Source organism: Pseudomonas sp. P1.8 (genome assembly GCF_001269805.1).
Taxonomy (GTDB): domain Bacteria; phylum Pseudomonadota; class Gammaproteobacteria; order Pseudomonadales; family Pseudomonadaceae; genus Aquipseudomonas.
On record NZ_LHVM01000004.1, the window covers coordinates 207,446 to 221,883 of the forward strand.

A 14,438-nucleotide genomic window follows, 5' to 3' on the forward strand; every position below is an offset into this window, starting at 1 on the left:
TGCGCGTTATTGTGCTTAAAACAGAAAGTATCGCTGCGCCATCGGTAAGGTTTCTGCTGGCTCGCACCACAGCAACACACCATCGGCCTTTACCTGATAAGTCTGCGGATCAACATCGATGTTCGGCAGGTAATCGTTGTGGATCAGGTCGGTCTTCTGCACATCGCGGCAGCCTTTGACCACGGCGATTTTCTTCTTCAGCCCCAAGGCTTCCGGCAATCCGGCATCCTGCGCAGCCTGGCTGATGAAGGTCATGCTGGTGGCATGCAATGAGCCGCCGAAGCTGGCAAACATTGGGCGGTAGTGCACGGGTTGAGGCGTGGGAATTGAAGCATTGGCGTCACCCATCAGGCTGGCCGCGATGGCGCCGCCCTTGAGGATAAGCGTCGGCTTCACGCCAAAAAATGCCGGGCGCCAGAGCACCAGATCCGCCCATTTTCCGACTTCGATCGAACCCACTTCATGGCTGATGCCATGGGTGATCGCCGGGTTGATGGTGTACTTGGCGATGTAGCGTTTAGCGCGGAAGTTGTCGTTGCCTTCACCATCCAGAGGCAGCGGGCCACGCTGCTTTTTCATCTTGTCGGCGGTCTGCCAGGTTCGCGTGATGACTTCGCCGACGCGGCCCATGGCCTGGCTGTCGGAGCTGATCATCGAGAAGGCGCCGAGGTCGTGGAGGATGTCTTCGGCGGCAATGGTTTCGCGGCGGATACGGCTTTCGGCGAAGGCCACGTCTTCGGCAATGCTTGGGTCCAGGTGATGGCAGACCATCAGCATGTCGAGGTGTTCGTCGATGGTATTGCGGGTGAACGGCCGGGTCGGGTTGGTCGAACTCGGCAGCACGTTGGTAAAGCCGCAGGCCTTGATGATGTCCGGCGCGTGCCCGCCCCCGGCACCTTCGGTGTGATAGGTGTGGATGGTGCGACCCTTGAACGCGGCGAGGGTGGTTTCGACGAAACCGGATTCGTTGAGGGTGTCGGTGTGGATCGCGACTTGTACGTCGAATTGATCGGCCACCGTCAGGCAGTTGTCGATGCTTGCGGGCGTCGTTCCCCAGTCTTCGTGCAGCTTGAGGCCGATGGCGCCGGCCTTGACCTGCTCGATCAGCGGCTCGGGCAAACTGGCGTTGCCCTTGCCGGTCAGACCGATGTTCATCGGGAACGCGTCGGCGGCCTGGAGCATGCGCGCCAGGTGCCATGGCCCGGAAGTGCAGGTCGTTGCGTTGGTGCCGGTGGCGGGGCCAGTGCCGCCGCCGATCATGGTGGTGACGCCGCTCATCAGTGCTTCTTCGATCTGTTGCGGGCAGATGAAGTGAATGTGCGTGTCGATGCCGCCAGCGGTGAGGATCATGCCTTCACCGGCGATCACTTCGGTGCTGGCGCCGATGGCGATGTTCACGTTGGGCTGGATGTCCGGGTTGCCGGCTTTGCCGATGGCGGCGATACGGCCGTCCTTGAGGCCGACATCGGCCTTGACGATGCCCCAGTGGTCGATGATCAGCGCGTTGGTGATCAGGGTGTCGACGACTTCGGAAGCCAACAGTTGGCTCTGGCCCTGGCCGTCACGAATGACTTTGCCGCCGCCGAATTTCACTTCTTCGCCGTAGGTGGTGAAGTCCTTTTCGACTTCGATCCACAGCTCGGTATCGGCCAGGCGCACCTTGTCACCGACGGTGGGACCGAACATGTCGGCGTAGGCTTGTCTTGAGATTTTCATGCGCATGCCTTGGGATTTAATTGAAATTCAAACCGCTCGCGTTGCTCGCTATCGCAGCCTCGCTGCGCTCGGCAGCTCCTACAGGTCACCGCAAAAGCGGTGTTGGAATGCGATTCCCTGTAGGAGCCGGCTTGCTGGCGAAGGGGCCGGTACTGGCGCGGCATGACTTAGAGATCACCCATGATCCTGCCGGCAAACCCGAACACCCGACGATGCCCTGCCAAATCCACCAACTCAACCTCGCGACTCTGCCCCGGCTCAAACCGCACGGCGGTGCCGGCAGGAATATTCAGGCGCATGCCACGACTGGCGGCGCGGTCGAACGTCAGCGCGTCATTGGTTTCAAAAAAGTGGTAGTGCGAGCCGACCTGGATGGGCCGGTCGCCACTGTTCGCCACCTTAAGGCTGAGGGTGCGACGGCCGACGTTGAGTTCGATGTCGCCGGGCTCGATCTGGTATTCACCGGGAATCATCAATGGGCTCCTTGGAGAATCTTGTAGTAGAGGGCGGTCGGCTTGTAGCGACCACTCGGGTCACAGGCGTAGTCGGGAATTTCCCCGGCGCGGGTGTAACCCAGAGCCTTGTAGAAATCCTCGGCGGGCGAACCGGCCTCGGTATCGAGGTAGAGCATGCCGCGCTGGTGTTGCAGGGCGGCTTTTTCCAACGTCGCCATCAACTGCTGGCCCAGACCGCGACGCTGTGCATGTTCGCGGACCAGTAGTTTTTGCACTTCGGCGCGGTTCAAGCCATTGGGTTTGCGGCACAGGCCCAGTTGCACACTGGCCTGCACCTGTTCGTCCTTGACCACCACCCACAGCAGCACGTTGCCCTTGTTGAGGTTGTCCTGGACCTCGTCGAAGTAGGCGTGGGCCTGCATCGCATCCAGGTCTGCCATGAAGCCGACGCTGGCGCCGTAACCGACGGCATCGAGCAGCAAGTCAATCAGGCCCTGACGGTAGTGGGCAAAGCTTTCAACGTTGACGCGTCGCAGTTGGGCGGCGTTCATTGGGCGTTACTCCTTACTGACGCTTGGCGGCTCTGCACCGGGATTGAGGGTCAGCTGCATGAATGTCAGGTCGAGCCAGCGGCCGAACTTGGTGCCTACCTGAGGCATTTGTCCGGTGGTCTTGAAACCGGCGCGCTCATGCAAGCGAATCGATGCAGCGTTACCGCTTTCAATGGCCGCGACCATCACGTGTTTTTCGCAGTCTTTGGCGCGCTCGATCAACACAGTCATCAATTTCGGACCGAGCCCATTGCCGCGCTGGTCGCTGCGCACGTAAACCGAGTGCTCGACGGTATGGCGGAAGCCGTCGAACGGTCGCCAGTCGCCGAACGAGGCATAACCGAGCACAGTGTTGTCGGCATCGACGATGACCAGAATCGGATACCCCTGGGTTTGCCGGGCGCGGAACCAGGCCTGACGGTTGTCCAGGTCGACGGATTGTTCGTTCCAGATCGCGGTGGTGTTGAGCACTGCGTCGTTGTAGATGTCACGGATCGCCGGCAGGTCGGCGTGCACGGCATCGCGGATGGAGTAAGTCATGGCGCGGTCTCAGGCGATGGGTTGATGGACGGTGACCAGTTTGGTGCCGTCAGGGAAGGTGGCTTCGACCTGAATCTCGGGGATCATTTCCGGGATGCCTTCCATCACTTGTTCGCGAGCCAGCAGAGTAGTACCGAAGTGCATCAACTCAGCCACGGTCTGGCCGTCACGCGCACCTTCGAGCAGGGCGGCGGAGATGTACGCCATGGCTTCCGGATAATTGAGTTTCACACCGCGCGCCAAACGCCGTTCGGCGACCAGGCCTGCGGTGAAGATCAGCAGCTTGTCTTTTTCGCGTGGGGTCAGGTCCATCGTTGGAATCCATTTTTGGCAGAATAAATATCGTGCGTTTTGCCTCCCGTAGGAGCTGTCGAGCGAAGCGAGGCTGCGATCCTTTGATCTTGAATTTGCTCTTCAGCGGAAAAAAGATCGCAGCCTCGTTTCACTCGACAGCTCCTACAAGGGATCGGTGTTCAGGTGTTCCATATTCTAGGGGGGACGGCTTCGCGGCCAAGCAACGCCGGGCGGAGCAATCGCCACAAATCGATCAGCCATCCCCGCGCCAACAACGCTTCACTGGCCAGGCACCGGGCAACCAGTAATCCTGGAAGTTGGGTCAGATCCCCTCGCACGTCGTTGGGTAGCGAGCGGCAGCTCTCCAGCAGTTCACTATCAATCTCACCCGTCACCAGCAACGTAGCAAACACCGGCTGCCCATCCAGTCCGATCGGCGAATCGAGCAAACCGTCATTTCCGACAATGCGCTGACGTTCATGCCAGAGCAACTGGCCGTCGCGACGGATATCGAGTTGCGCCTGAAAATGTCCGAGGTCAAAGCGCTCGCCGCTGGCCGGTCGGCCCAGCGCCACAACGTCCCAGTAGAACAGCCGCGCATCGCCTTCAAGGTCGACGCAGGTGCTGAGTTCAGCCTGGGCGGCGCTGAAGACGATCGTCTCTTGCGGCAACCATTCCAGGGTCGCACCGGCCGCCACCTGCAACTTCAACTGCTGATAGGCGGGCCCGGCTGCGCGATACCACTTGGCTGCGCCGGGACTGGTGATCTGCGCCCAGGCATCGGTGCCAACGCAGGCGGAGATATCCAGCCGATCACCGCCGGCGATTCCACCGGGTGGATGGACGATGATGTGCTGGCAGACTTCAGGCCCTTCGGCATACAGATGCTTCTGCACCCTGAGCGGACCTTGGTGTCGGCGCAGAACCGGGCGGGTGCCGGCCCCGAATCGGGCATAACCCAGCTCCAGTTCGGCGTGCCAACTGGGGGTAAACAAGACGCCAGAAGCTGGAAGAGTCATGGTCAATGCTTATTGTGAGATAAGCGGATCTCTGCAAAGGCTGTGCCGGGGACATTACCGGCAGGAGGCGGCAATTGATCGTCAGCGCGCACCAACAGGAGGCGTCGCATGGGTAGCGCTGCAACAAATTGGTGCTTCATGCTTTTTTTTGCCCGGTGAGATCAGATCGTGACCAGTCCGCGCACGCCCTCGGCTTCCATGTTTTCGCCACGGCCCTGTTGCACGATTTCGCCCCGGGACATCACCAGGTAGTGGTCGGCCAGTTCGGCGGCGAAATCGTAGAATTGCTCCACCAGCAAAATCGCCATGTCGCCGCGAGCAGCGAGCTTTTTGATCACTGCGCCGATCTCCTTGATCACCGACGGCTGGATGCCTTCAGTGGGCTCATCGAGGATCAGCAGGCGAGGGCGGCTGGCCAAGGCACGGCCGATTGCCAGTTGCTGTTGTTGGCCACCGGACAAGTCGCCACCGCGCCGTTGTTTCATTTGCAGCAGTACCGGGAACAGCTCGTAGATGAACGCCGGGACTTCCTTGGCTTCGCTGCCGGGGAATCGCGACAGGCCCATCAGCAGGTTTTCCTCGACGGTCAGACGGCCGAAGATTTCCCGGCCTTGCGGGACGTAAGCGATGCCGGCGTGTACGCGTTGATGGGGCTTGAACGTGGTGATCGGTTTGCCCTCCCAGTTCACTGCGCCTTCCTTGGCCGGCAACAGGCCCATCAGGCATTTGAGCAGGGTGGTCTTGCCCACGCCATTGCGCCCGAGCAGACAGGTGACTTCGCCGACCTTCACGTCAAACGACAGGCCGCGCAGGATGTGGCTTCCGCCGTAGTACTGGTGCAGTTTTTCGACTTGCAGCATTCTCACGTTCTCCTCAAATCCCCTGTAGGCGCTGGCTTGCCAGCGATGAGGCCATGACATTCAACATCAATGTCGGCAGTTGCATCGCTATCGCTGGCAAGCCAGCTCCTACAGGTTTTGTATTCGCAAACTTCAGCGACCGAGGTAGACCTCGATGACGCGCTCGTTTTCCTGCACCTGCTCCAGCGACCCTTCGGCCAGCACACTGCCCTGATGCAGCACAGTGACGTGATCGGCGATCGAACCGACGAAGCCCATGTCGTGTTCCACCACCATCAAGGAGTGCTTGCCGGCGAGGCTTTTGAACAACTCGGCGGTAAATTCGGTTTCGGCATCGGTCATGCCTGCCACCGGTTCGTCGAGCAGCAGCAGTTGCGGGTCCTGCATCAGCAACATGCCGATCTCCAGAAGCTGCTTCTGACCGTGGGAAAGCAGGCCCGCCGGCCGATTGACCGAAGTGGTCAGGCGAATGGTCTCCAGCACTTCGGCGATGCGGTCTTTTTGTTCGCCATTCAGGCGAGCGCGCAAACTGGCCCATACCGACTTGTCGGTTTTCTGCGCCAGTTCCAGGTTTTCAAACACGCTCAGGGCTTCGAATACCGTCGGTTTCTGGAACTTGCGACCGATGCCGGCCTGGGCAATCTGCACTTCGCTCATTTGCCTCAGGTCCAGGGTTTCGCCGAACCAGGCCTTGCCGTGGCTTGGGCGAGTCTTGCCGGTGATCACGTCCATCAGCGTGGTCTTGCCAGCGCCATTGGGGCCGATGATGCAGCGCAATTCGCCGACGCCGATGTACAGGTTCAAATTGTTCAGCGCACGGAAACCGTCGAAGCTGACGCTGATGTCTTCCAGGGTCAGGATCGTGCCGTGACGGGTATTCAGGCCGGGGCCTGCGCGCAGGCCGAGACCGAGGGCATCGCGGCTGGTGCCAGCATCGCGGTTGGGTTCCAGCGGTGGAAAGAATGCCGGTTCGAGCATGAATTCAGCCGTTGCCGTAACTCTCATTGTTCACCTCTTTTCTTCAGCAAACCAATCACGCCTTTGGGCAGGTACAGGGTCACGACAATGAACAGCGCGCCGAGGAAGAACAGCCAGTACTCGGGAAACGCCACGGTGAACCAGCTCTTCATGCCGTTGACCACGCCAGCGCCGAGCAATGGGCCGATCAAGGTGCCGCGCCCGCCCAGGGCAACCCACACCGCGGCCTCGATCGAGTTGGTCGGCGACATTTCGCTGGGGTTGATGATGCCGACTTGTGGCACGTATAACGCGCCTGCCAGACCGCACAACACTGCACTCAACACCCAGACGAACAACTTGAAGCCGCGAGGGTCATAGCCGCAGAACATCAGACGGTTTTCCGCATCGCGCAGGGCGGTGAGTACCCGGCCGAACTTGCTTTGCGCCAGACGCCAGCCGATGAACAGGCTCGCCACCAGCAGCAGCACTGTGGCAAGAAACAGCACGGCGCGGGTGCCAGGTTCGGTAATGCCGAAGCCGAGAATCGTGCGGAAATTGGTGAAACCGTTATTGCCGCCGAAGCCGGTTTCGTTGCGGAAAAACAGGAGCATGCCGGCGAAGGTCAGCGCCTGAGTCATGATCGAGAAATACACGCCCTTGATCCGCGAACGGAAGGCGAAGAAACCGAACACCAGTGCCAGCAATCCCGGCGCCAATACCACCAGACACAGGGTCCAGAGAAAGCTGCTGGTGCCGATCCAGAACCACGGCAGTTCGGTCCACGACAGGAATGTCATGAACGCCGGCAAGCCATCCCCCGAGGCTTGGCGCATCAGGTACATGCCCATTGCATAACCGCCGAGGGCGAAGAACAGACCGTGACCGAGGGACAGCAATCCGGCGTACCCCCAGACCAGATCCAGCGCCAGGGCGACGATGGCGTAGCAAAGGATCTTGCCCACCAGAGTCAGGGTATAAGCCGAGACGTGCAGCGCGCTGTCCGGTGATAACAGGGACAGCAGCGGCAACGCCAACAGCAATACGAGGATCACCGCACCGACGGCAATCGAGACTTTAGGTCCGGCTTTTTGTGTCGCGGTAACGAGCAGGGGCTGGTTCATCAGTCGATCACCCGTCCTTTCAATGCGAAGAGGCCTTGCGGACGTTTCTGGATGAACAGAATGATCAGCGCGAGGATGAGGATCTTGCCGAGCACGGCACCGATTTGCGGTTCGAGAATCTTGTTGGCAATCCCGAGACCGAACGCTGCGAACACGCTACCGGCCAATTGGCCGACGCCGCCGAGCACCACCACCAGGAACGAGTCGATGATGTAGCTCTGGCCGAGGTCCGGGCCGACGTTGCCGATCTGGCTCAGCGCCACACCGCCGAGGCCGGCGATGCCCGAGCCGAGGCCGAAGGCGAGCATGTCCACGCGTCCGGTGGGCACGCCGCAGCAGGCCGCCATGTTGCGGTTCTGCGTGACAGCGCGCACGTTCAGGCCCAGGCGTGTCTTGTTCAACAGAAGCCAGGTCAGCACCACCACGGACAAGGCGAAGGCGATGATGACGATGCGGTTGTACGGCAACACCAGGTTCGGCAGCACCTGAATCCCACCCGACAACCACGCAGGGTTGGCCACTTCGACGTTTTGCGCACCGAACACCAGACGCACCAGTTGAATCAGCATCAGGCTGATGCCCCAGGTGGCGAGCAGGGTTTCCAGCGGCCGGCCGTAGAGATGGCGGATCACCGTGCGCTCCAGCGCCATGCCGATGGCGGCGGTGACGAAAAACGCGACCGGCAACGCGATCAGTGGATAGAACTCGATGGCCTGCGGTGCGTAGCGCTGGAACATCAACTGCACCACATACGTCGAGTAGGCGCCGAGCATCAGCATCTCGCCGTGGGCCATGTTGATCACGCCGAGCAGGCCGAAGGTGATCGCCAGTCCCAATGCCGCGAGCAGCAAAATCGAACCCAGTGACATACCACTGAAGGCCTGACCCAAGAGTTCGCCGATCAGCAGTTTGCGTTTGACTTGAGCGAGGCTGGTTTCGGCGGCGGTATGCACGGTGGCATCGGTTTCGACACCGGGCTCGAGCAAGCCTTCGAGACGGGTGCGGGCCAACGGGTCGCCGGTTTCACCGAGCAAACGCACGGCAGCGAGGCGCACGGCGGGATCGCTGTCGACCAATTGCAGATTGGCCAGGGCAAGGCTCAGGGCGCTGTGAACGCCTTCGTCCTGTTCGCCCGCCAGTTGCTGGTCGAGGAATTTCAGTTGCGCCGGTTTCGCGCTTTTCTGCAATAGCTGCGCGGCGGCCAAACGGACTTTTGCGTCGGCGGCGAGCAACTGGTGACTGGCCAGAGCAGTATCGATCAGACCCCGCAGACGGTTATTCAGGCGCAAGGTTTTTGGTTGGCCGTTGACGGTCAATTCGCCTTGTTGCAGGGCGTTGATCAGTTCGATGCGAGCGGGATCGGGCTGCGCGGCCCAGGTTTCCAGCAGCTTGGCTTGCTGCACCGGATTGGCAGCGACGAAGTCTTCGGCGTCGCCGGCATGAGCGGCCATCGGCAACAAGAGTGCGATGGCGAGGATGAAGCGATAAAAGGCAGTGGGCATGTCGAACGTCCTGGTCATGCACGGACCCTGTAGGAGCTGGCTTGCCAGCGATGGCATCACCTCGGAGCATCAAATACGACCGAGTCGTCTGCATCGCTGGCAAGCCAGTTCCTACAGGTGTTGTGTCAGACCCGAGCTCCAAGCTCGGGCCCGGCATCCAGTGGCTTTAGTTGCTCTTCATCGCATAGTCCGGCTTCTTGTCGTTGCCCTGAATGAACGGGCTCCACGGTTGAGCGCGGATCGGCCCTTCGGTCTGCCATACGACGTTGAACTGACCGTCGGCCTGGATCTCGCCGATCATCACGGGCTTGTGCAGGTGGTGGTTGGTCTTGTCCATGGTCAGGGTGTAGCCGGACGGCGCGGCAAAGGTCTGGCCGGCGAGGGCTTCGCGGACTTTGTCGACATCGGTCGATTTCGCTTTTTCCGCCGCTTGCGCCCACATGTGGATGCCGACGTAGGTGGCTTCCATAGGGTCATTCGTTACCGCTTTGTCGGCGCCCGGCAGGTTGTGTTTCTTGGCGTAGGCTTTCCAGTCGGCGACGAACTTCTTGTTCGCCGGGTTCTCAACCGACTCGAAGTAGTTCCACGCCGCCAGGTTACCCACCAGCGGTTTGGTGTCGATGCCGCGCAGTTCTTCTTCACCCACCGAGAACGCCACGACCGGAACGTCGGTGGCTTTCAGGCCCTGATTGGCCAGTTCTTTATAGAACGGCACGTTGGAGTCGCCATTGACGGTCGAGATGACGGCAGTTTTGCCACCGGCCGAAAATTTCTTGATGTTGGCGACGATGGTTTGATAGTCGCTGTGGCCGAACGGGGTGTACACCTCTTCGATGTCCTTGTCGGCCACACCCTTGGAATGCAGGAACGAACGCAGGATCTTGTTGGTGGTGCGCGGGTAGACGTAGTCGGTGCCGAGCAGGAAGTAGCGCTTGGCGCTGCCACCTTCTTCGCTCATCAGGTATTCAACGGCAGGGATCGCCTGCTGGTTCGGCGCGGCGCCGGTGTAGAACACGTTCGGCGACATCTCTTCGCCTTCGTATTGCACCGGGTAAAACAGCAGGCCGTTGAGTTCCTCAAACACCGGCAATACCGATTTGCGCGATACGGAGGTCCAGCAGCCAAACACCACGGCGACCTTGTCCTGGGTCAGCAGTTGGCGACCCTTCTCGGCGAACAGGGGCCAGTTCGACGCCGGGTCCACCACCACCGGTTCCAGCATCTTGCCGTTCACGCCGCCCTTGGCGTTGATCTCGTCAATGGTCATCAGCGCCATGTCCTTGAGCGACGTCTCGGAGATCGCCATGGTCCCGGACAGGGAATGCAGAATGCCGACCTTGATGGTCTCTGCGGCCTGGACGGTCCAGGTCATACCCATCGCGGCAATGGATGCCGTGAGTGTGAAAGCCTTGATCAAGCTGCGACGCTTCATTGTGCGATCTCCATGAACTTATGAATTTTCTGGGTGGCAGATGCGGACTACTGAAGGGTCTATAGCAAGGGCTGTGCCCGGTCGGGCAAAGGCAGGGAAATGTCGTTCTAGAGCGGTTGCGCCATTTGCTGGCGCACCATGAGAGATCGTGTCTGGCGCGTTGGTGCAATGTATTGCGCCAGATTGGGGCGAGTGTTGATGCATGTAGGCGCTGTCGAGTGAAACGAGGCTGCGATCTTTTGATCCAGAACAATCGAAAGATCGCAGCCTCCGGCAGCTCCTACATGACGGCAGATCAAGTCACGTCATATTTATGCTGACGGCGAGGCCGATTCAGTTTGCCGGGTGAAACGCGACAGCAGCAGCCGATCGAGCAACCACACCACCACCAGCGAAGCGCCCACCAGCGGGAAGGCCACCGCCAACGCGAACATGATGACCATCGCGGTCTTCCATTTTGGCAGGTCGTGGCGCAGCGGCGGTACGCCCAACTTGCCTTGCGGGCGACGCTTCCACCAGATCACCACACCGCTGACGGCGCTGAGCAGGATCATCAGGCAGATGATCAGCACGATGATCTGGTTGACCACCCCGAACATCTTGCCTTCGTGCAGCATCACGCCGATTTCCGTGGCGCGGGCAACCGTGCCGTATTGCTCGTAACGCACATCGGCGAGTACGTCGCCGGTGTACTGATCGACGTGCAGTGTGGCGTCGTTGCGTGGATCGTCGGCGAACACGGCGATGGTGAAGACACCGGTGGCGGTGGTCGGGAAGGTGATGCTGTAACCGGGTTCGACCTTGCGTTGCACGGCGATGTTCTGCACGTCTTGCAGGCTGATGGTCGGCGCGGCCGGGCCGGCCTGCGCACCACCGTGGGCCATGTGTTCGGCATGGTCACCGGACATCGGCATCGGGGTGTTTTCCATGGCCCATGGGACGGTCTGGCGGGTTGCACTGTTGAGACTGCGGGCCTCGACGTCGGATTTCGGCACGTCATCCCACATCGCTGCCGGAAAGACGTTCCACACCGCTGCGTATTGCTGGCCCCAGAACCCTGTCCAGGTCATGCCGCTGAGCAGCATCACCAGCAGCAGGGAGGCACCCCAGAATCCGGTGACGGCGTGCAGGTCTCGCCACAGGACGCGGCCGCGACTGCTCAAACGTGGCCACAATATGCCCGCCGCTTGACCGCGCGGCCACCACAGAAACACCCCGGAGACCACCAGCACCACGCCCCAGCCAGCGGCCAGTTCGATCAGCCGGTCACCGACGGTACCGATCATCAACTCGCCATGGATCGCCCGGGCGATGGCTTGCAGGTTTTTCTTGGCATCTTGCTCGCCGAGGATGTCGCCGTGGTACGGATCGACGAACACATTCAGCTCGTTGCCGCCATTGAGCACGACAAACTGTGCGCTGCGTTCGGCGCTGACCGGGGGCAGGTATTGCTTGATGGTTGCCTGTGGGTAGGCGTCCTTCACACGCTTGAGCAGATCGTCGGCCGGCACGCTGTGATGGCCGGCCGGAACATTGAGCAGGCTGCTGTACATCAATGAATCAAGCTGCGGCTTGAACAGGTAGAGGGTGCCGGTCAGGGCCAGCATCACCATGAAAGGCGCAACGAACAATCCGGCATAGAAATGCCAGCGCCAGGCCAGGTTGTAGAAATTCACTTTGGGCTGTTTCATCACGTGTGCTCCGCGTGGCTGGATCTTTTAGTTGTTTGTTTTGCGGTTGCTGCGCAACCGATCGCGAGCAAGCTCGCTCCTACAAAGGAGCGGCTTGCCTGCGCTGTTGTCAGAAACTCATATCCACCTTGGTCCAGAGCGTTCGCCCCGGTTCCTTGATGGCTTGCGGGTCATTGGCGGGGTAGCCAAAACCGGCATTGCCGGCCAGGTTCAAGTGTTCGGCGTAAGCCTTGCCGAACAGGTTGTCGACACCGCTGCTGACCTTCCAGTTTTTGTTGATCCGATAGGCACCGTTGAGAGAAAAAACGCCGAAACCTGGCGTCTTGTCGAAGTCCTTGCCGACCACGTTGCCCTTGTTCTGGTCGATACGGTTTTGCGCGGCGACTACTCTCCACAAAGCGCCGGCGCTCCAGTTTTCTTCGCTATACGTCAGGCCGAAACGCGCATCCAGCGGCGGCATTTGCGGCAATGCATTGCCATCGCTGCTGTTCTTGCCCCAGGCGTAGGCCAGGGTCGCGTCGGCTTTCCAGTTTTCGCTGAGCTTGTAGGCTGCGCCCAGTTCGCCGCCCATGATTCGCGCGTCGATGTTTTCGGCTTGCGAGGTCGTACCCATCATGGTCGGGGTGTAGTTGAACAGGATGTAGTCGCGCACCTGGCCGACATACGCCGAGGCCCAGGCTTCGAGGTCTTCGGTTTGGTATTGCAGGCCGAAGTCGAGCTGAGTGGTTTTTTCCGGCTTGATCGAATCGAACGCGTTCACTGATCCGGCGGGGCCGGAGTTGGGCGAAAACAGCTCCCAGTAATCCGGGAAACGCTGGGTGTGACCGAGGCCCGCGTACAGCGTGGTCGGGCTGTCGGCCAGATCGTGTTCGTAGCGGATGAAACCGCTGGGTAGGGTATCGGCGCGGGTGTCGTCGGCGGTCGGGTTCGGGCGGGTCATCATGCCCGAGCCGATGGTTTGCCGCAAATCCCTGGCCGAGGCACGGTCCAGGCGTGCACCGCTGATCAAGCGATCACGGTCGGCGGCGTACCAGGTCAGCTCACCGAACACCCCGTAATTATGGAAGTCGGCGTCCTTGGTGTACGGCAGGTCCTTGTAGGTATCGATGCCCATGGCGCTGCGTTGGCGATGCTCGTTGGTTTGTGCGTCGATGCCGCTGATCAACTGCACATCGGCCCAACGCCATGTCGCTTTGACCCGCGCACCGAGGGTGCGGCGGTCGACGTTGGACGCCATGGGACCGGCCATCATCCCGGTACCGGACGGCGTGCGCAGGGTGTAGTTGTCCATCACGTGATCGGCGTAGTTGTAGTAGACCTGCGCTTCGATCTTGTCCAGCACATCGCCGATGTTGGACTGTTCGAAACGCAGGCCAAGGCTCTCGCGCAGGAACTGCGAACCGTCCATGCCGCGTCCGGCGTAACGGGCTTCGCCATCGCCCTTGCCGGCAGTCAGCTCCAGCAAGGTGTCGGCGTTCGGGGTCCAGCCGACGGCGACGTCGCCGTTCCATTTGTCGTAGCGTGACGCCACGGTGTCGTTGTTGCCGTCCTTGTAATCGTCGGCCTGTGCGGTGTTGCCGATGACGCGCACATAACCCAATGGCCCGCCGGCAGCGGCGTCCACCACTTTGTCGAAACGGCCGTTGGAGCCGGCCAACACGCTGGCGTTTACCCGTGTGCCGAGTTCACCAAAGCTTTCTGGCTCGCGGTCGAAGAGGATCGTACCGGCCGAAGCCCCTGGACCCCAGAGCACGGTTTGCGGGCCCTTGATCACGGTCAGTTTGTCGTAGGTTTCCGGTGAGATGTACGAAGTCGGCGCATCCATGCGGCCCGGGCAGGCGCCCAGCATCATGCCGCCGTTGGTGAGGATGTTCAGTCGCGAACCGAACATGCCGCGCAAGACCGGGTCGCCATTGGTGCCACCGTTGCGTACTTGGGCGAAGCCTGGAATGGTCTTCAGATAGTCGGAGCCGTCACTGGCCGGCACCGGTTGGCGTGGATCTCTGGGGTTGGTGACGATGGTCAACGGTGAACTTGGGGCAATGGCGGTGATGACGGTCGGGCTCAGTTCTTCACTGTGACCGGTGTGTTCATCGGCCAGCGCGGAAGGCGCGAGCAAGGCACCGCACAGGAGCGCGGTGGCGTGCCTGAAGCGAATGCTGGACTCGCTCAGGGCATTAGAGGCTTGGGCAGTGCTCAAGCGCGGGGCAGCGGAAAACCTGGACATGACAATTTCCATCGAACAGTCGTAAACGACACGGCCGACAACCTGATGCTGTCTGCGCAACCGTGTGAAA

The 14,438-nt window shown here is 60.6% G+C and carries 13 protein-coding genes; all 13 read right to left on the reverse strand.

Annotation, left to right across the window (positions count from 1 at the left end):
- Window positions 1-15: 15 nt before the first annotated feature.
- A complete protein-coding gene (gene ureC / locus AD668_RS01900) occupies window positions 16-1,716 on the reverse strand; it encodes an urease subunit alpha (protein ID WP_053153840.1) in 1,701 nt (566 codons plus the stop codon).
- A 167-nt stretch (window positions 1,717-1,883) separates the two neighbouring features.
- The gene (locus AD668_RS01905; protein ID WP_053153843.1) at window positions 1,884-2,189 is read right to left on the reverse strand and encodes an urease subunit beta; all 306 of its coding nucleotides are present in this window, start codon (window positions 2,187-2,189) and stop codon (window positions 1,884-1,886) included.
- Window positions 2,189-2,722: an N-acetyltransferase gene (locus AD668_RS01910; RefSeq protein ID WP_053153845.1), complete on the reverse strand. Its 534-nt coding sequence runs from the start codon at window positions 2,720-2,722 to the stop codon at window positions 2,189-2,191. Before AD668_RS01910 ends, AD668_RS01905 begins: the two co-directional genes overlap by 1 nt.
- Before the next feature lie 6 nt (window positions 2,723-2,728).
- Window positions 2,729-3,262 (reverse strand): GNAT family N-acetyltransferase, encoded by a 534-nt coding sequence (locus AD668_RS01915; RefSeq protein WP_053153849.1) that lies wholly within the window; start codon window positions 3,260-3,262, stop codon window positions 2,729-2,731.
- A gap of 9 nt (window positions 3,263-3,271) precedes the next feature.
- The gene (ureA, locus tag AD668_RS01920) at window positions 3,272-3,574 is read right to left on the reverse strand and encodes an urease subunit gamma (RefSeq protein ID WP_053153851.1); all 303 of its coding nucleotides are present in this window, start codon (window positions 3,572-3,574) and stop codon (window positions 3,272-3,274) included.
- A 161-nt stretch (window positions 3,575-3,735) separates the two neighbouring features.
- Entirely contained in the window at window positions 3,736-4,575 is an 840-nt protein-coding gene (locus AD668_RS01925; protein WP_053153854.1) for an urease accessory protein UreD, read from the reverse strand.
- A gap of 161 nt (window positions 4,576-4,736) precedes the next feature.
- On the reverse strand, window positions 4,737-5,435 hold the full coding sequence (gene urtE / locus AD668_RS01930; protein ID WP_053153857.1) for an urea ABC transporter ATP-binding subunit UrtE: 699 nt from the start codon (window positions 5,433-5,435) through the stop codon (window positions 4,737-4,739).
- A 132-nt stretch (window positions 5,436-5,567) separates the two neighbouring features.
- Window positions 5,568-6,440 carry an urea ABC transporter ATP-binding protein UrtD gene (gene urtD, locus AD668_RS01935; protein ID WP_053153860.1) on the reverse strand — a complete coding sequence of 291 codons (873 nt, stop codon included), beginning with the start codon at window positions 6,438-6,440 and terminating at the stop codon, window positions 5,568-5,570.
- Entirely contained in the window at window positions 6,437-7,516 is a 1,080-nt protein-coding gene (gene urtC, locus AD668_RS01940) for an urea ABC transporter permease subunit UrtC (RefSeq protein ID WP_053153863.1), read from the reverse strand. The genes urtD and urtC overlap by 4 nt, the downstream gene beginning before the upstream one ends.
- A complete protein-coding gene (gene urtB / locus AD668_RS01945; RefSeq protein ID WP_053153866.1) occupies window positions 7,516-9,018 on the reverse strand; it encodes an urea ABC transporter permease subunit UrtB in 1,503 nt (500 codons plus the stop codon). Before urtB ends, urtC begins: the two co-directional genes overlap by 1 nt.
- Before the next feature lie 166 nt (window positions 9,019-9,184).
- Window positions 9,185-10,450 carry an urea ABC transporter substrate-binding protein gene (urtA, locus tag AD668_RS01950; RefSeq protein ID WP_053153869.1) on the reverse strand — a complete coding sequence of 422 codons (1,266 nt, stop codon included), beginning with the start codon at window positions 10,448-10,450 and terminating at the stop codon, window positions 9,185-9,187.
- Window positions 10,451-10,761: 311 nt separating this feature from the next.
- Window positions 10,762-12,141: a PepSY domain-containing protein gene (locus AD668_RS01955; protein ID WP_053153873.1), complete on the reverse strand. Its 1,380-nt coding sequence runs from the start codon at window positions 12,139-12,141 to the stop codon at window positions 10,762-10,764.
- A 109-nt stretch (window positions 12,142-12,250) separates the two neighbouring features.
- On the reverse strand, window positions 12,251-14,368 hold the full coding sequence (locus AD668_RS01960; protein WP_053153876.1) for a TonB-dependent copper receptor: 2,118 nt from the start codon (window positions 14,366-14,368) through the stop codon (window positions 12,251-12,253).
- Between the last annotated feature and the right edge of the window lie 70 nt (window positions 14,369-14,438).